Annotated in this window: 12 protein-coding genes; 11 read left to right on the forward strand and 1 reads right to left on the reverse strand. The window is 34.5% G+C overall.

Translation table 11 applies throughout. From position 1 onward, the window contains the following. Positions 1–205 precede the first annotated feature (205 nt). Positions 206–1,234, reverse strand: a complete 1,029-nt coding sequence (locus ACTJIW_RS23130) for a LacI family DNA-binding transcriptional regulator (RefSeq protein ID WP_012026231.1) — start codon at positions 1,232–1,234, stop codon at positions 206–208. A gap of 290 nt (positions 1,235–1,524) precedes the next feature. On the opposite strand from ACTJIW_RS23130, the gene ACTJIW_RS23135 reads away from it, so the two are divergent. From ACTJIW_RS23135 to ACTJIW_RS23185, 11 genes are all read left to right on the forward strand, one after another. Next, positions 1,525–2,952, forward strand: a complete 1,428-nt coding sequence (locus tag ACTJIW_RS23135; protein WP_440715692.1) for a glycoside hydrolase family 28 protein — start codon at positions 1,525–1,527, stop codon at positions 2,950–2,952. 45 nt (positions 2,953–2,997) lie between these two features. Next, on the forward strand, positions 2,998–6,102 hold the full coding sequence (locus ACTJIW_RS23140) for a SusC/RagA family TonB-linked outer membrane protein (RefSeq protein WP_433812445.1): 3,105 nt from the start codon (positions 2,998–3,000) through the stop codon (positions 6,100–6,102). A gap of 12 nt (positions 6,103–6,114) precedes the next feature. Continuing rightward, positions 6,115–7,788, forward strand: coding sequence for a RagB/SusD family nutrient uptake outer membrane protein (locus tag ACTJIW_RS23145; protein ID WP_274250576.1), 1,674 nt, complete (start codon positions 6,115–6,117; stop codon positions 7,786–7,788). Positions 7,789–7,892: 104 nt separating this feature from the next. Continuing rightward, positions 7,893–8,849, forward strand: coding sequence for an alpha/beta hydrolase (locus tag ACTJIW_RS23150; RefSeq protein WP_121360731.1), 957 nt, complete (start codon positions 7,893–7,895; stop codon positions 8,847–8,849). Between the two features lie 40 nt (positions 8,850–8,889). Further along, positions 8,890–10,089, forward strand: coding sequence for a glycoside hydrolase family 88/105 protein (locus ACTJIW_RS23155; protein WP_440715691.1), 1,200 nt, complete (start codon positions 8,890–8,892; stop codon positions 10,087–10,089). Between the two features lie 12 nt (positions 10,090–10,101). After that, entirely contained in the window at positions 10,102–11,307 is a 1,206-nt protein-coding gene (locus ACTJIW_RS23160) for a glycoside hydrolase family 88/105 protein (RefSeq protein ID WP_440715690.1), read from the forward strand. Positions 11,308–11,329: 22 nt separating this feature from the next. Then, positions 11,330–12,550 (forward strand): glycoside hydrolase family 88/105 protein, encoded by a 1,221-nt coding sequence (locus ACTJIW_RS23165; protein WP_440715689.1) that lies wholly within the window; start codon positions 11,330–11,332, stop codon positions 12,548–12,550. Between the two features lie 170 nt (positions 12,551–12,720). Further along, positions 12,721–14,319, forward strand: coding sequence for a glycoside hydrolase family 43 protein (locus ACTJIW_RS23170; protein ID WP_440715688.1), 1,599 nt, complete (start codon positions 12,721–12,723; stop codon positions 14,317–14,319). 9 nt (positions 14,320–14,328) lie between these two features. Continuing rightward, a complete protein-coding gene (gene pelA / locus ACTJIW_RS23175; RefSeq protein WP_440715687.1) occupies positions 14,329–16,329 on the forward strand; it encodes a pectate lyase in 2,001 nt (666 codons plus the stop codon). A 125-nt stretch (positions 16,330–16,454) separates the two neighbouring features. After that, a complete protein-coding gene (locus tag ACTJIW_RS23180) occupies positions 16,455–17,801 on the forward strand; it encodes a glycoside hydrolase family 28 protein (protein WP_440715686.1) in 1,347 nt (448 codons plus the stop codon). Between the two features lie 13 nt (positions 17,802–17,814). Next, positions 17,815–18,558: a rhamnogalacturonan acetylesterase gene (locus ACTJIW_RS23185; RefSeq protein WP_440715685.1), complete on the forward strand. Its 744-nt coding sequence runs from the start codon at positions 17,815–17,817 to the stop codon at positions 18,556–18,558. Positions 18,559–18,802 lie beyond the last annotated feature (244 nt).

Genomic DNA, 18,802 nt, shown 5'->3' on the forward strand with positions numbered 1-18,802 from the left:
AGAGACACAAAGCAGCAAAAGTTTATATAAGACGCACTATTGTGCGTCTTTTTTTATGTTTAGAGGATAGCTCCAGAGGAGCTGAATATTTATAGCAGAGCCATCATGATAAAAGCTCCATAGGGATGGTTTATTATTGTTTATGGTTAAAAAAAAATAAGCTCATCGTTAAATGAGCTTATAATTTATGAAGGTAAAATATATTTTAAAAGTTTGTTCTCGAAGATGATTTACGAATGTGTAATTCAGGTGCCAGAACTACCTTTTTTTCTATTTTAATAGTATCTGTTTTATCGACTTGTTCTAAGAAAACACGTGCGGCCATTTTTCCCATTTCAAGCGGCGACTGATCTACAGATGTAATCGATAATTCCATGAATTTGGTAAAAGGTTCATTACTAAAACCAGCCACACAAAACTCATTCGGAATGCTAATATTTCTTTCTTTTAATTCCTGAATTGCTCCTAAAGCTGCAAAATCACTCGATGAGAATATTGCATCAGGAGGAGTTTCTAATTGCAGCAGTTTATCGACAGCTTCTTTTCCGGCGTCAACCATACTTTTTACCGGTATTACATATTCTTCTTTAAATTCAATTCCGTGATCTAAAAGGGCTTGTTTGTAGCCTAAAAACCTGTTTTTAAAGATTTCCAAAGACTGATCTCCGGAAAAATGGGCAATGTAACGGCATCCTTCGTTAATTAAATGTTTAGTGGTTAAATAACCGCCTCTAAAATCGTTAATAGTTACAGAGCTTACGCCGTCAATATGTTTGCTCCTGTCAAAAAAGATTAGTGGTACATTCTTTTGTAACACATTGTTGAAAGCGTCATCATTTTCGCTGGTTACATCAGTAACTGACATCAGAATGCCGTCAACCTGAGCATCAATTAAAGTATATAGATTTTCATTTTCTCTCTGTTTGCTTTCATGAGTCTGACAGATAATTACCTGATAACCGTGAGGCTGTAATTCTTCTTCAATACCACGAATAACAGAAGCAAAAAAGTTGCTGTCAATACGTGGTACAATCACTCCAATATTATTACTTCGGCCGCTTTTTAATGCTAAAGCAAGTTTGTTTTGCTTGTAGTTCATTGAGGCAGCAGTTTTAATAACCAACTCACGAGTGCTTTCTTTTATTTTCGGGTTGTTATTCAACGCTCTGGAAACAGTAGCTGCAGTGATATTTAGTTTTTCGGCAATATCATAAATGGTTACTTTTTCGCTCATTAAAAAGGGGTTTACAAGTTAAATTCTACGACAAAAATACATTTTTTTTATATAATCTGTTGTTTAATGTTATCGATTACCATAACGAATTACTACAACGTTTTATATTCTACAATGATAATAAATTATAATAATTTTTGCATTAAATGTAATTATAATTCTTAATAAAAATTAAAAATACAATTTATTTCTAAATAAATTTGGTTCGTTGAAACATATTTTCTATTTTCGTGTAATCGATTACATAATTATTGATCTTTTCACCTCGTTAAACTAGAAATTCCACACAAATGATTAAAAATAAGGTTATAGCGCTCAAATCAGTTGTTTTTTTAAGTATAACAGTCATTTTGACTATATCGTGCTCAAAAAAAATTACTCCTGAAGCTGAAACTGATCCGTGGAAAACTATGGAATTAACAATAAAAAACCTCCCAAAAACAAATTTTCAGGATAAAACCTATAATATTAATGATTTTGGAGCTGTTGCAGACGGTAAAACTTTGAACACTGCGGCATTTGAAAAGGCTATTCAGACTTGTACTGAAAATGGGGGTGGAAAAGTTTTGGTTCCAAACGGAAAATACTTAACCGGAGCCATCCATTTAGAAAACAATGTAAACCTTCATTTAGAAGATAAAGCTGAAATTTTGTTCAGTTTAAATCCAAAAGATTATCCAATCGTTCATACTTCATGGGAAGGAACTGAATTAATGAATTATTCACCGCTTATTTATGCTAAAAACAAAACCAATGTTGCCATAACAGGAAAAGGAGTTTTAAATGGTCAGGCTGATAGTACTAATTGGTGGATCTGGTCTGGTGCAAAAATGTATGGCTGGAAAAAAGGAATTCCGTCTCAAAACGACCCGACAAATCGTGAAGTTTTGGTTGATATGGCAGAAAAAGGCATTCCGGTTGAGCAGAGAATTTTTGGAGAAGGAAGATACCTGCGCCCAAATTTTATTGAGTTTTTTGAATGTAATACGGTTTTGGTAAAAGATATTACGGTTATCAATTCTCCTTTTTGGATTTTACATCCCATAAAAACCAACAATATGATTATTGACGGTGTTACGGTAAACAGCCACGGACCAAATAATGACGGCTGTGACCCTGAGTATTCACAAAACATTGTAATTAAAAACTGCACATTCAATACCGGTGACGACTGTATTGCCATTAAAGCCGGACGTGATGCTGATGGAAGAAGAGTAGCCATTCCGAGTAAAAATATAATAGTACAAAATTGTAAAATGATCGACGGGCACGGCGGTGTTGTTATTGGAAGTGAAATATCTGCCGGAGTAAACAATGTGTTTGTAGAAAATTGTGTAATGGACAGTCCAAATCTGGATCGTGCCATAAGAATTAAAACTAATTCAAGACGAGGCGGTATTATCGAAAATGTTTTTGTTAGAAACCTTGAAGTAGGAACAGTTAAAGAATGTGTATTAAAACTGAATATGTTTTATAACGTTTACGGGTCACAAACCGGAAACTTTATACCAGTAATAAGAAACATCAATCTTGAAAATGTAAACGTAAAAAATGGCGGAAAATACAGTATCTGGGCCGAAGGTTATAAAGAATCTCCTGTAGAAAATATCACGCTGAAAAACGTAAAAATCCAAAAAGTAGACTCGATCTATTTATTAAAGAATGTAAAAAATATCAATTTTATAAATACCTACATCAATGAAAAAAAAGTAGAATAAACTAAATACTAATGACTATTAACCAAAAAACCACTTAACAAAATTATGAACATTCAAAAATCATTAAAGAAAAAAATAAAATACAATCTTGTATTTTTATTTTTCCTGAATTTTCTGGTGAGCCATACAGTGAGCGCTCAATCTACCACAATAGAAGGTAAAATTACTGATGCTGCCGGACTATCACTGCCGGGTGTAAATATCCAGGAAAAAGGTACTAAAAATGGAACTTCGACAGATTTTGAAGGAAGTTTTAAAATAAATGTAACCAGTAACAAAGCTGTTTTAATTATCAGCTATTTAGGCTTTCAAACGCAGGAAGTAAGCGTTGCCGGAAAAACTAAAGTAAACGTAAGCCTTGCAGAACAATCCAATTCATTAAACGAAGTAGTGGTTGTAGGATACGGTTCTGTTAAGAAAACAGACCTTACAGGATCTGTAAGTACAATTAGTGCTGCAACAATTACAGAAAGAAATACAACAAGCGCACTTGAGGCAATTCAGGGAAGCACGCCTGGGGTTCAGATTTCATCTTCATCAGGACGTTCTGGTGACGGATTTAAAGTTGTAATTAGAGGAAATAACTCATTAGTAGGATCATCTCCTTTATATGTAGTGGATGGTGTTCCTGTTGATAATATCGACTTTTTGAATCCACAGGATATTTCCAGAATGGACGTTTTAAAAGATGCTTCATCTGCTGCAATTTATGGTTCTCGTGGTGCCAGCGGTGTTATTATTGTAACTACAAAAAGCGGTGCTAATGTAAAACCGGGAATCAATGTAACTTTTGATTCTTCTTACGGTACAAAAACAGCGGCAAGAATGCCAAAAATGATGAATGGAGAAGAATGGTGGAAATTCCATCAGGTAGCCTATATGAGTGCTACGCCAGCAACACAAACTCCGGCTCAATTAGCTGCTTTAGCAGGAAATCAAAGTCCGCTATTAGTTTCAAGAGCGAATAGTGGTTACAATTTTGACTGGGCAGATGCGGTACTTAAACCGGGTATGACACAAAATAATTACTTAAATGTTACAGGACGTTCAGATTCTGGTTTAAGTTATAACTTAGGATTTGGTATTCAAAGTGATGAAGGACTTATCGATAACGATTCAACAGATAAATATTCTTTTAAATTAGGATTAAATCATAAAATAAACGACAAATTTACTACCGGAGCAAATATTACAATTGCTCGTCTGGATACAGAATTAGGTTCAGATCTGGCTATGCAGGATGCCTTCAGACTTAGCCCGCTTATGTCGCCATGGGCAGTTGATGCACAAGGAAATGAGCAGGTGGGAACTTTGTTCTTTTTGCCTGGTAAACTAACATATCCTGATGGTTCTTGGGCAATTAACAAAACATCAACGGTAAACCCGTTAATGGAAATTGCAAATTCTTCTCAAACAGAAAAAACTTGGCAGACAGTTGGAAACGTTTTCTTCCAGTATCAGCCTTTAAAATGGCTTTCGTTTAAAACAACATTTGCCGGAGGAATCGAAAATACAGAAACAAGCACGGCATATAAAGCACAAACTAATGCCGGAGTAACATTAAACGGAAAAAATTCTGCTTCAATTAAAAACTTCAACAATTTCAATTATACATGGGATAATCAAATTGATTTGAAGCATACTTTTAATGAAGTGCATGATTTCAGCGTTTTATTACTACAGAGTTTGTATTCAAATACAGATAAAACATCTTATATGTATTCTAACAATCAGCCTTTTGATGTTGGATCAAATAATATGGGATCTGGAGTGCAGACTAGTTATAATATCAATTCAGGATATCAAAAAAATACATTAAGCTCTTATGCGGTTCGTGTAAATTACAGCTTTAGAGACAAATATCTATTAACAGCTTCTACAAGATGGGATGGTTCTTCTGTTTTATCTGAAGGCAATAAATGGCAGAGTTTCCCTTCTGTAGCTTTAGGATGGAAAATCAGCAAAGAATCTTTCCTTGCCAGCAGCTCAGTAATTTCAGATTTAAAACTTCGTGCGAGTTTAGGGTATACAGGAAATGATAACGTAGCACCTTATACTTCTCAGGCATTATTAAATCAACAGACTTTTTATGCTAACGGAGCTAATGTAGTTTCGGGATGGCAGACTGAGAATTTAGCGAATCAGGCTTTAACTTGGGAAAAAACAAGAGAGCTTAACTTTGGTCTTGATTTCGGATTCTTAAGAAATAGAATTTCTGGTAGTGTTGACGTTTACGACAGATTATCAGATAAGTTAATTTACAAACAAGAATTACCTCTTGAAACAGGATACAAAAATACATTTGCCAATGTGGGTTCTGTAAGCAACAAAGGGGTTGAAATTTTGTTAACAACAAAAAACATTAAAAGCGAAAAAGTAAACTGGGAAACTACATTTACTTTTACTAAAAACGTAAACAAATTAGAGTCAATTTACAACCAGGATCAGGTAAGTGATATTGGTAATAAATTAATTTTAGGATCTCCTTTAAATCCTAACTACAACTACGTTTATGATGGCGTTTGGCAGGAAAGCCAGGCAGCAGAAGCAGCAACTTATAACATGCTTCCGGGTCAGGCAAAACCAAAAGACCTTAATGGAGACGGTAAATTTAATACAGATGACAGAACGGTAATTGGTAACCCAAATCCGGAATGGCAGGGAAGTTTGTACTCTAAACTGACTGTTGGAAACTTTGATTTCAATTTCTCAGTTCTTACCAGCCAAGGGCAGACAGTATTAAGTACTTTTCACCAAAACTTTGCAGACGTAAGCGACAGAGGACGCCAAAAATTAGCTATGGATTATTTTATTCCAACAAATGGAGCAGGAATCGAAGCTAATGCCAACAATACAAATCCAAGACCAGGACCTGTAGCTACAGGAGCAGGAGCTTACTGGACTTCATTATTTGCTTACTACAGAGACGTTTCTTACGTGAAAATTAAAAATATATCTTTAGGATACACACTGGATTCTGAATTATTGAAAAAACTAAAAATTAATAATTTAAGAATATATGTAAATGTGTTAGACCCATTTGTGTTTACAAATTTTGATGGATACGATCCGGAATGGGCAGCTTCATCTTTTGGAGTAAATCGTCCGGCATCAATAACAACGCAATTGGGAGTAAGTGTTAAATTTTAATAAAGATATCAAATGAAAAAAATAATAATAATGTTAGGAATGATTGTTACAAGCTTAAGTTCTTGCAGCAATTATATTGAGGAGGAAAGTTTATCAAATGTTCCTGCCGATGCAACCTATAAAACCGCATCTGGATTTCAGTTATTAATCAATACAAACTATGCCTGGCTTAAAAGCATTTATGGAGGAAATCCGTGGTTGTTTGAATCAGGAACAGATATGTATGCAGAAGGAAGAACTCCGGAACCAGCAGGTTTGAGCCAGTACGCGCTTTTAATTCCTACTTCAGATAACGTAGCAGATTTATACCGTCCTTGTTATCAGTTAATTCAATCAGTAAATAAAGCAGTTTATTATTCATCTGTAACAGAGCAGACAGCCAATTTAAATACATTATTGGGTGAAGCTAGATTCTTAAGAGCACAAGCTTACTTTTTGTTAGTGCAGACATATGGCGGAGTTCCAATTGTTAACGAACATGTTACAACTCCAGTATTATCTTTTACAAGAAATTCTGCTGAAGAAGTCTATACACAAATAATATCTGATTTAGATTTTGCTTTGGCAAATGTTGGAACTACATCATATAGTACAACCGGAAGAGTAAACAAAAGAGCGGTTAATGATTTATTAGCAAAAGTGTATTTAACCAGAGGATATGAATCTTATGGTAAAGCCGATGATTTTTCAAAAGCAGCAGCTTATGCCGATGCAGCAATTGGAGGACAAACTCTTGCAATTGCTTTCGATCAGTTGTTTAAACCAGGAAACGATTTAAATGCTGAAACTATTTTTTCTGTTCAATATGATAAAGCTTCTACAAGTACAGACCCAACAAAATTAGGAAACAACCAATTTTATTATTTCAGTTCGTATTTAGGAGGAGCAGAAACTGGAGCTCCGTTAAGAAGCTATAATTTATGCCCTACAGATTATGCTTTAGGTTTATATGAAAAAGGTGATGCAAGATGGAATGCTACTTTTATGACAGAAATTGTAGAAGGTCCTGAAACAACAAATGGTGTAACAAAAACAATTTTATACTATCCTTATTACAGAAGTTCAAATCCTGCTTCACTAAAAGTTAGACACTTTTACGAGCCAAAATGGTTTACACCAGCAGATAAAACGGCTTGGATGACAGCAAATGCATCAAGATTATCGGCTACGTTTGTTTATCACCCATGGGGAGAGTATTCTGCAGCACATACATTAATCAAAAACTTAGACTGTTATACTATTCCGGTTAAGAAATTTGATGATCCGGATCCTACTACACCTTCTAGCACAGGTCCTGTAAGTACGAGAGATATTATTGTTTCGAGATTAGGAGAAACCTATTTAATTGCTGCCGAAGCCTATTTAAAAGCAGGTGTGCCTTCAACAGGTTTAGATCGTTTAAACGAAGTAAGAAGAAGAGCAGGAGTTGCCAATGCAACAATCGGGCAATTCAACATCGATTATATTTTAGATGAAAGAGGAAGAGAATTATTAGGAGAATATAAAAGATGGTTTGACTTAAAACGCACCGGAACTTTAGTAGCAAGAGCTTCTGCATATAATTATAAAATTAAAGCAGCAAATTTTGTTGGTGTAGACGGTCAGCTTAAAATTTTAAGACCAATACCTCAGTCGGCATTGGATTTAAACCAAAATAAAGATTTTCCTCAAAATCCTGGTTATTAGTAATTTGTTAGTTTTTTGAGAACATTTGTTTTTTTGAAGAAGTTAAAAAGGAGTTTGGCCAAAGTGCCGGACTCCTTTCTTAACTAAAAAGTAAATTGATTTTAATGCGAAAAATTGTATTCATTTTGTTATGCTTTTCCTGTGCAGTAAATGCACAGCGTACTTACAGTGTCGATACGTCGTACACCGTAAAAAGCACTTATAATAAATTGATAAAGAAATACCCGGAAATAACAATACCGGAAATTGCCAAAAATGAAAATGTAAACCAGATTAACGATGTGGTTTATTTTACATCAAAAGACAGAATACTGCATTTGGATGCTTTTGTAAATAATAAACAAAAACAAAATCCGGCAGTTATCATGATTCATGGCGGCGGATGGCGTTCAGGAAATAAAAACCAGATGAATCTTTTGGCACATGAAATTGCTTCAAAAGGCTATTCTTGTTTTACAATAGAATACAGGTTGTCGCTCGAAGCAAAATATCCATACGGTGTATATGATGTCAAGAATGCGATTCGTTTTATAAAAGATAATGCAAAGAAATTCAAAGTAGATCCAGACAAAATTGCGGTTTTAGGCTGTTCTTCGGGAGGTCAGATGGCAGCTTTGATTGGTACAACAAATGGAATTTCGGCTTTTGATGATCCGTTAAATAAAAGTAAATCATCATCAAAAGTAAATGCTATTATTAATGTAGACGGCGTGTTAGCATTCAGGCATCCCGAATCATCAGAAGGAGAAATGGCATCGTTTTGGCTTGGAGGTTCTTATGAAGAAAAAGAAGAAAACTGGAAGAATGCATCTGCTTTAAGCCATGCTGATAAAAATACACCTCCAATATTGTTTATAAACAGCAGTATTCCGAGGTTTCATGCAGGAAGAGACGACATGATAAAAATTCTGGATCAATATAAAATTTACAGTGAGGTTCATACAATCGAAAATTCGCCTCACTCATTTTGGTTTTTTCAGCCCTGGTTTGACCAGACTGTTGATTTTACAACCCATTTTTTAAACAAGATATTTAAATTGCAACACACAAGTCACGATTAATCAAAAAAACTTTTAATCTGTGGCAAAACAAAATATAAGAATGAACTATAAAAAAACAGTTTTTGCGTTTTTCCTGTTTTACAGCATTTTTGCTGTAGGTCAGAATAATGAAATTCAAAATAGAATTGCTGTTTCGGCAAAAGCAAAATGGTCAGAAAAAACAGCTGCAACAATACTGAACAAATATCCAAAAGCCTGGCAGATCGATGGAACTGAGAAACCAAAATGGGATTATAAAATGAGCTTGACTTTGTCTGCTTTTGAAAAATTGTATTTAAAAACGAAAGACAAAAAGTATCTCAATTACATAAAAGAATATGCAGATGAACTAATTGATGCCAATGGAAATATTGCCAAATATGATATTAAAGAATACAACATAGATTATGTAAATCCGGGAAAACTGTTGTTTAATTTATATGACGTAACCAAGGACAATCGCTATTTAACGGTTATCAAACAATTAAAAACGCAGATTGAAAGCCAGCCCAGAACACTAAGCGGCGGATTCTGGCACAAGCAGATTTATCCTAATCAAATGTGGATTGACGGTTTGTATATGGCAGAACCTTTTTATACGCAGTATACTGTTAAGTATGAAAATGGTAAAAGTTTAGATGATATTGCAAAACAGTTTGAATTGGTTCATACTTATATAGTAGATAAAAAAACAGGACTGCCTTATCAGGCTTGGGATGAAAGTAAAGAAATTGGATGGGCAAACCCAGAAACAGGAACATCACCAACAATCTGGAGCAGAGGAATTGGCTGGTATATGATGGCCTTGGTCGAAATGCTGGATTATTATCCTAAAAATCATCCAAAACAAAAAGAATTGGTAAGTTATTTGAATGAAATAGCAAAAAACGCAGTTCAGGCACAAAGTCCGTCAGGATTATGGTATCAGGTTGCTGATAAACCGGAATTGCAGGGAAATTATTTAGAATCGTCAGGTTCAGGAATGATTATTTATGCCTTGGCAAAAGGAGCAGATAAAGGATATTTAAACGCTTCGTATAAAAAAACAGCGCAAAAATCTTTTGATGCATTTGTAAAAGAATTTGTCAAAACAAATGAAAATAATGAAATTACAATTTCAAATGTTTCATCAAACGTAGGCTTAGGCGGAAAACCATTCCGTGATGGTACAAACGAATATTATGTTAAAAGCAAAACAAAAGACAACAGTTCGCCGGCATTAGCAGCATTTTTGCTGAGTGCAGTAGAATTAAACAAGTAAAATTGATTTAAGATGATAAAGAAAAGCCATTTTAGTTTTGCCCAAATCATGCTTATAAGTATGATGCTGTTTTCATTGAATGCACTTTTGGCACAATCCTCAAATACCATTTCAAAAGATTTAAAATGGTCAGAGAGAATGGCACTTTCTGTTATCAAACGTGCTCCGCAGGCCTGGCAGGTCGACAATAACGAAAAACCAAAATGGGATTATAAATTGGGTCTTTTGATGACTTCTTTTGAAAAACTGTATCAAAAAACAAATAATCCTGTTTATGCAGATTACATCAAAGTATACGGAGAAACAGTAATTAATCCTTCAGGAGAAATTATGAATTACAAACTCGAAGATTATAATATCGATTATGTAAATCCGGGTAAGTTTTTGTTTGATCTTTATAAAAGAACAAACGACAATCGTTACCTAACAGCAATGCAGACATTGCGCAAACAATTAGAAACACATCCAAGAACAAATTCAGGAGGATTTTGGCATAAAAAAATATATCCGTATCAAATGTGGCTTGACGGTTTGTATATGGGTACGCCTTTCTATGTACGCTACACAGTAGAATTTGATAATGGAAAAGATTTAGATGATGTTACCAAACAATTCGAACAAATACATCTGCATACGCTCGATAAAAAAAACGGACTGCTTTTTCATGCCTGGGATGAGAGCAAACAGATGCCTTGGGCGAATAAAGAAACGGGAGTTTCACCCAATTTCTGGTCGCGTTCTATTGGCTGGTATATGATGGCTTTGGTTGATGTTTTGGATTACATGCCAAAAGAACATCCAAAAAGAAAAGAACTCATTCAGTATCTAAATGATATTTCAAAAGCTGTGGCAAAATATCAGGACAAATCAGGATTATGGTATCAGGTTACAGATGCGGGAAATAAAGAAGGAAATTACCTTGAAGCTTCGGGATCTGAAATGTTTGTTTACGCTTTCGCGAAAGGAGTAAACAAAGGATATTTACCGGCAAAGTATAAAAAATTAGCTCAAAAAGGTTTTAAAGCAATAACTGAAAAACTAATAAAAGTTGATGCAGACGGCGAAATTCATATTACACAGGTTTGTGCCAGTGCAGGTCTAGGAGGAAATCCATATCGAGACGGTTCTTTTGAATATTATATTAAGGAGAAAATTAAAATAGACAACTCACACGGATTAGGGCCTTTTATTCTGGCCGCATTAGAAGTAGAAAAATAGTAGAATTTAAATATATTTTGAAATGAAAAATAGTAGGAAACACAGTTTTATGTCGGTTTTATTAGTTTGCGTAATGGCTTTTACAGGCTGTAAAGTAACTTCACAAGAAACGGCAAAAAAAGAAATCGTTATTTCGAAAGACATGAAATGGTCAGATAAAATGGCTTTAACTTTAATGAAACGTCATCCAGAAAGCTATATGCTTGATGATGCCAAAAAGCCAAAATGGGATTATGTTCATGCTTTGGTCCTGCATTCAATTGAAGAATTAAACAAGAAAAATCCAGATCCGCGTTACAAAGCATACATAAGAGGTTATGTAGATGAATTAGTGCAGGAAGACGGAACGATTAAAACCTATGAACTAGATAAATACAATATTGATTTAGTAGTTCCGGGGCGTCTGCTTTTTGCTATTTATGCCGAAACTAAACAGGATAAATATTTAAAAGCAATGCAGCTGGTTCGCCAGCAGTTAACAGAACAGCCTCGTACTGCGAGCGGCGGTTTCTGGCACAAACAAATCTATCCAAACCAAATGTGGTTAGACGGTTTGTATATGGGAGAACCATTCTATGCAGAATATACTGCGACATTTGAAAACGGAAAAAGTTTTGATGATATCGCAAAACAATTTGAATTAATTCAGTTACATGCTACAGATCCAAAAACAGGTTTATTATACCACGGATGGGATGAAAGCAAAGCAATGCCGTGGGCAAATAAAGAAACAGGAAATTCTCCAAATTTCTGGTCTAGAGCTTTAGGATGGTATGTAATGGCATTAGTAGATGTTTTAGATTATTTCCCAAAAGATCACCCAAAAAGACCAGAGCTGATAAAATACTTAAACAACGCATCTGCAGCTTTGGCAAAATATCAGGATAAATCTGGATTGTGGTATCAGGTTACAGACAAAGGAGCAGAAAAAGGAAATTACTTAGAAGCTTCAGGATCTGCTATGTTTGCGTATGCTTTTGCAAAAGGAGCAAACAAAGGATATTTACCATCAAAATATAAAAAACTGGCTAATAAAGCGTTTGACGGATTAACAACAGTTTTAATTAAAAAAGTTGACGAAGATGGCGGGATTACTTTAACAAACTGCTGTCAGGTTGCAGGTTTAGGAGGAACTCCATATCGTGATGGTTCTTATGAATATTATGTAAACGAAAGAAAAAAAGATAACGACCCTAAAGCAACTGGTCCTTTTATTTTGGCAGCTTTAGAATTGAATAGATAGTTTATAATTGTTAATTATGAATTATTAATTCTGGATTGTGGGCTTTTATTGTCTTCCTGAGCAAAGTCGAAGGATGGCAGAGTAAGTTCTCAAACTAATTCCAGACGTCTTAATTACACAAACCCGACAGGTTTTAGGACTGTCGGGTTAAATAAAATAATAGTTTAAAAATGAAAAATATAAAAATCGTTATTCTTCTCCTTTTCGTTTTTTCTTTTCAAAAAAATACGGCACAAGCCTGGACACCGGATAATGGAGACGGAACTTACACAAATCCTATTATTCATGCCGATTATTCAGATCCAGATGTTGTAAGGGTTGGAGATGATTTTTATATGACAGCATCTTCTTTTAACTGTATTCCCGGACTGCCGATCCTGCATTCTAAAGATTTGGTAAATTGGAAAATTCTAAGTTATGCACTGCCAAAACAGCCTCCGTTTGATACTTATGATAAAGTGCAGCACGGAAATGGCGTTTGGGCACCTTGCATAACCTATCATAACAATGAATTTTATATCTACTATCCAGATCCCGATTTTGGAATTTACATGATAAAATCAAAAAAGGCCGAAGGTCCATGGTCAGAACCTCTTTTAGTAAAAGCAGGAAAAGGACTTATAGATCCGAGTCCGCTTTGGGATGATGACGGAAAAGCCTATTTAGTACATGCATTTGCAGGAAGCCGTGCACAGATTAAAAGTTTAATTGTAGTATGCAGTATGAATGCCGAAGGAACAATTGCGAATAACGATGAAGTTATGGTAATTGACGGACATGACGGCGAAGGCACAATCGAAGGCCCGAAATTCTACAAAAGAAACAATTACTATTATATTTTTGCTCCGGCAGGAGGAGTGCCTACAGGCTGGCAGACGATTTTAAGATCGAAGAATGTTTTTGGTCCTTATGAAAAGAAAAAAGTTTTAGAACAAGGATCAACCAAAATAAACGGCCCGCACCAAGGGGCGTGGGTACAGACACAAACTGGAGAAGATTGGTTTATTCACTTTCAGGATAAAGGTGCTTACGGAAGAATTGTGCATTTACAGCCTATGAAATGGGAAAAAGACTGGCCGGTTATGGGACAGGATTTTGATAAAAATGGAATAGGTGAACCAGTTACAACTTATAAAAAACCAAATGTTGGCAAAAAATATCCAATTGAAAATCCGGCTGCATCAGATGAATTTAATGAGCCAAAATTAGGATTGCAATGGCAGTGGCAGGCAAATTCTCAAATAAACTGGGGTTTCCCTACAAGTATGGGCTATTTGAATTTGTTTTGCATGACAACTATTAAAGACAGCAAGCGAATTTTTGAAGCTCCAAATTTATTATTGCAGAAATTCCCTGCAGAAGAATTTTCGGCGACAGCTAAATTAACTTTTAATACAAGGCTTAACGGAGAATCGACAGGACTAATTATAATGGGATTGGATTATAGTTATTTGTGTTTTAAAAACGATAACGGTAAATTATATCTAAATCAAAAAACGGGAACTTTTAATAAAACGGTTTCTGAAACCGAAACAAAACCGGTTTTGATTTCCAACAATACAATTTATTTGAAAGTGAAAGTTAAAAAAGGCGGTATCTGCAGTTTCTTTTACAGCTTAGACGATAAAAACTATCAGCCTATTGGAAATGATTTTACTTCAACCGAAGGAAAATGGATTGGTGCTAAAATGGGACTTTTTGCTTTAAGCGAAAAAGTAACAAACGATTCAGGAAATGTGGCTGTTGATTGGTTTAGGGTAACGAAATAAAATTTTAAAATGATTCAGTTAAAAAAAATCATATTACTTTTTAGTATTGCTTTGAGTTTTAGCATCCAGGCACAGAATACATATAAAAACTGGTCGGATATAATTCGTAAAAGTGATGCATCATGGTTTGACAGTGATGAAGCTAAAAACATTGCCGAAAATGTACTGCTTTATCAAAGAGATATTGGCGGATGGCCAAAAAACATTCAAATGCAGAATGAGCTGACTCCTGTACAAAAAAAGGATCTGCTTGAAATTAAAAAGACCACAAAAGAAACCACAACAGACAACGGAGCAACTACTCAGGAAATGCTCTTTATGTCTAAAATGTATGCGCAGGTAAAAGACGAGCGATACAAAGAATCATTTTTAAAAGGATTAAATTATTTGCTCGAAGCACAATATGCAAATGGAGGCTGGCCTCAGTTTTATCCATTAAAAAAAGGATATTATACACACATTACTTATAATGATGATTCGATGATCAATATAATGAATGTGATGAAAGCTGTTGCAGACGAAACCGATTACTACAGTATAAAACCTTCAAAAGATATTGTTGAAAAAAGTAAAAAAGCTTTTGACAAAGGAATTGACTGTATTTTAAAAACACAATACAAACAAAATGGTGTTTTAACAGCGTGGTGCGCGCAGCATGATGAATTTACTTTTGCCCCTGCAAATGCAAGAGCTTTTGAACTGGCATCCTTAAGCGGTTACGAATCAACAAAAATTGTTTTGCTGTTAATGGCTGTTGAAAAACCTTCACGAGAAATAGTTATCGCCGTAAAAAATGCTGTTGAATGGTTCGAAAAAACTAAAATTACTAATTTAGAAGAAAAAAGAGTTTTAAACGACGCAGGAAAAGTTGTAGACAAAAAAATGATTCCTGCTGTAAATGCGGGACCAATTTGGGCTCGATTTATGGATTTAGAAACAAACGAACCTTTTTTCTGTGATCGTGACGGTATTAAAAAGAAGTCAATAGATCAAATTGGTGCCGAAAGACGAAACGGTTATTCATGGTATACAGACGCGCCAAAAGAAGTCTTAAAGAAATTTCCAGACTGGGCAGTTAAAAATGGTACAAAAGTTTCAGCTTCTGAAAAGAAAAATGTTAGTCTAATTACAGTTGCTCAGGATGGATCAGGAGATTTTACCAAAATACAAGATGCAGTGTATGCCTGTCCGGCATTTCCTTATGAGAAAATCACAATTTATGTAAAAAACGGAGTTTACAATGAAAAAGTCCGAATTCCGGAATGGAATAATAATGTGATTTTAAAAGGCGAAAGCAAAGAGAATACCATCATTACTTTTGATGATAATTTTTCAAAAATCAATTTAGGACGAAACAGTACTTTTTATACATCAACGCTTTTAGTAGAAGGAGATGATTTTTCAGCATCTAACTTAACTATCAAAAATGCTTCGGGCGATAAAGGACAAGCAATAGCCTTATCTGTTACCGGAACTCGCGCTAAAATTTCCAACTGTACTATTTTAGGAAATCAGGATACCTTATACTTATCAGGAAAAAATGCAAAACAGTACTTTAAAGACTGCTATATAGAAGGCACAACCGACTTTATCTTTGGAGGTGCTACAGCCTTATTTGAAAATTGTGTTATTCACAGTATTAAAAGTTCATATGTTACAGCAGCTTCAACTCCTGAAGGAGTAGATTTTGGTTTTGTTTTTAAGAACTGTAAACTAACCGCTGAACCTGCAGCAAATGCAGTTTATCTAGGAAGACCATGGCGCATTTATGCTAAAACAGCTTTTATAAACTGCGAATTAGGTAAACAAATTAAACCTGAAGGCTGGGAAAACTGGTCAAAACCAAATGCAGAAAAAAACACCTTTTATGCCGAATACAATAACAGCGGAGAAGGATTTCAGCCAAAGAAAAGAGTAACATGGTCACATCAGCTTACCAAAAAGGAAGCCGATAAATATTCAATAGAAAATATCTTAAAAGATACAGTGACAAATTGGTATTCTAATTAAGGTGCTTAGGTTCTAAGATGCTAAGTTACTAAGTATCTGAATTAGACTTAAAAACTTAATATCTTAGAATATCTGTACCTAAAACCTTAGAACCTTAGCATCTCAGAACCTTTGAACCTAAAAAAATGAAATATCTACTTCTACTATTAATTTCCTTTGTTTCATTTGCTCAGCAAAATGAATTTCCAAGGGCAAAAGCCGATTCAATAATAAGCAGAATTCAGCCTCCTGTATTTTCTGCTTATCAGGTTAATGTTTTAAAATTAGGAGCAAAAGGAGATTCTATTACAAATAACAAAGCTGTTTTTGATAAAGCAATGGCTTTATGTAAAAAGAAAGGCGGAGGAACTATTATAGTACCAAAAGGAATTTATAAAATAAATGGGCCTATCCATTTTGTAAGCAATGTAAATCTGAAAATAGAAAAAGGAGCCAAGATAAAATTCAGCGACAACCCTCAGGATTATCCTTTAGTGTTGACAAGCTGGGAAGGTACAATGCTCTATAACTATAGTCCGTTGATTTATGCAGTTGATTGCACCAATATCGCTATAACAGGAGAAGGAATAATTGACGGCGAGGGAGGAAAAATATGGAAAAGTTTTAAAGCTAAAGAAGGACCAGGCAAAAACCTGAGCAGGGAAATGAATCATAGTAATGTTCCTGTAAGCGACAGAAAGTTTGGAGAAGGTTACTTTTTGCGTCCGCAGATGATCCAGTTTTTACATTGCAAAAATATATTAGTAGAAAATGTTAGAATTGAAAACTCGCCATTCTGGTGTCTGCATCTTTTAAAATCACAGAATATTACCGTTCGAGGCATTAGCTATAAATCATTAAACTATAATAATGACGGAATTGATCCTGAATATGCAAAAGATGTTTTAATCGAAAATGTGACTTTTGACAATGGCGACGACAATGTGGCTATAAAAGCTGGGCGAGATCATGAAGGAAGAGCTAATACAGCATCGCCAAGCGAGAATATCGTAATTAGAAACTGTAACTTTAAAGGACTGCATGGAGTTGTAATTGGCAGTGAAATGTCAGCAGGAGTACAGAATGTGTTTGTTGAAAACTGTAAAACCGCCGGCTATTTAAAAAGAGGAATTTATTTAAAGACCAATGCAGACAGAGGAGGTTACATCAAAAATGTGTTTGTTCAAAATTTACAATTAGATGAAGTCGAAGATTGTCTTTATATAACGGCCAATTATCATGGAGAAGGTGAAGGTTATCAGTCTGATATTTCAAATATCCATTTTTCAAATATTACGTGTAATAAAGCATCAGAATCAGGAATTGTCATTCAGGGATTCCCCGATAAAAAAATCAGAAACATATCCTTAAATAATATAGATATAAAAGAAGCAAAAAATGCCTTGTCAAATGAAAATGCAGAAAATGTAATAATGACTGATGTTTTTATAGGTAAAAGAGCAACTGTGCCAACGGTGGTTTCAAAACATTAAATAAAAGAATAAAATGAAAAAACTTATCTGCTTAATATTATTAATCTCCACAACCTGTTTTGCACAAAAAACAACCTTATATACTATAGGTGATTCTACAATGGCCAATAAGAAAGATCCGGATCGAAATCCAGAACACGGATGGGCTCAAGTATTGCAGTCTTTCTTTAATGATGATATTATAGTAGTAAACAAAGCTGTAAATGGCAGAAGCACCAAAAGCTTTATAAATGAAAAGCGCTGGGACTCTATTTATAAAAAACTGAAAAAAGGAGATTACGTATTTATAGAATTTGGACATAACGATGAAAAAATAGAAGACTCAACCCGTTATACCAATCCACATACTACATATAGGTATAATTTGATTCGGTTTGTAAAAGAAAGTCGTGAAAAAGGAGCCATTCCGGTTTTGCTTACATCTATTGTCAGACGTAATTTTAATGAAAAAGGAGTTTTAGTTCCTACTCATGGCGATTATCCGCTTGAAGCACGTTTAACCGCACAAGAATATAAAGTACCTTTTATAGATTTAGAATACTATACAGAATTGTTAGAACAGTCTTATGGTCCGGAAAAATCAAAAAAACTACATCTTCATTTTAAAGCAGGAGAGAATCCGTATTATGATAAAGACAAAGCCGATGATACACATCTTTCTTTGGAAGGAGCAAAAGTAATAGCACAAATTGTAATCAATAGGATTAAAGCGGAAGAAGATCCGTCTCTTTCAAGGCTTAAAAAGGGAATCAAATAGTATCAAACGCTATTACTACTTAAATGTAAAGAGAATTAATACATCTTCGATGCCGATCTATTATATAATATAGACTATAATAAATAGAATATACAGATGAAAAATCAATATCATTTGTGGTAGTATAAATGAAAAACAGCAGGAATGAAATAATTTCTTACAGTTATTCAAAAAAGTTGAGATTGTAAATCAGCTGTTATGAGATAGTTAAGAAAAAGTTTTAAAAAAGATTGAAATTATATAA

It is taken from the genome of Flavobacterium sp. 22659, assembly GCF_052044235.1.
Taxonomy (GTDB): domain Bacteria; phylum Bacteroidota; class Bacteroidia; order Flavobacteriales; family Flavobacteriaceae; genus Flavobacterium; species Flavobacterium johnsoniae.

What these genes read in the sequence shown, in the direction of transcription:
- ACTJIW_RS23130 (WP_012026231.1), bottom strand. Translation starts at nt 1,234, where the DNA reads ATGAGCGAAAAAGTAACCATTTATGATATTGCCGAAAAACTAAATATC.
- ACTJIW_RS23170 (WP_440715688.1), top strand. Translation starts at nt 12,721, where the DNA reads ATGAAAAATATAAAAATCGTTATTCTTCTCCTTTTCGTTTTTTCTTTT.
- ACTJIW_RS23140 (WP_433812445.1), top strand. Translation starts at nt 2,998, where the DNA reads ATGAACATTCAAAAATCATTAAAGAAAAAAATAAAATACAATCTTGTA.
- ACTJIW_RS23185 (WP_440715685.1), top strand. Translation starts at nt 17,815, where the DNA reads ATGAAAAAACTTATCTGCTTAATATTATTAATCTCCACAACCTGTTTT.
- ACTJIW_RS23150 (WP_121360731.1), top strand. Translation starts at nt 7,893, where the DNA reads ATGCGAAAAATTGTATTCATTTTGTTATGCTTTTCCTGTGCAGTAAAT.
- pelA (WP_440715687.1), top strand. Translation starts at nt 14,329, where the DNA reads ATGATTCAGTTAAAAAAAATCATATTACTTTTTAGTATTGCTTTGAGT.
- ACTJIW_RS23165 (WP_440715689.1), top strand. Translation starts at nt 11,330, where the DNA reads ATGAAAAATAGTAGGAAACACAGTTTTATGTCGGTTTTATTAGTTTGC.
- ACTJIW_RS23145 (WP_274250576.1), top strand. Translation starts at nt 6,115, where the DNA reads ATGAAAAAAATAATAATAATGTTAGGAATGATTGTTACAAGCTTAAGT.
- ACTJIW_RS23135 (WP_440715692.1), top strand. Translation starts at nt 1,525, where the DNA reads ATGATTAAAAATAAGGTTATAGCGCTCAAATCAGTTGTTTTTTTAAGT.
- ACTJIW_RS23155 (WP_440715691.1), top strand. Translation starts at nt 8,890, where the DNA reads ATGAACTATAAAAAAACAGTTTTTGCGTTTTTCCTGTTTTACAGCATT.
- ACTJIW_RS23180 (WP_440715686.1), top strand. Translation starts at nt 16,455, where the DNA reads ATGAAATATCTACTTCTACTATTAATTTCCTTTGTTTCATTTGCTCAG.
- ACTJIW_RS23160 (WP_440715690.1), top strand. Translation starts at nt 10,102, where the DNA reads ATGATAAAGAAAAGCCATTTTAGTTTTGCCCAAATCATGCTTATAAGT.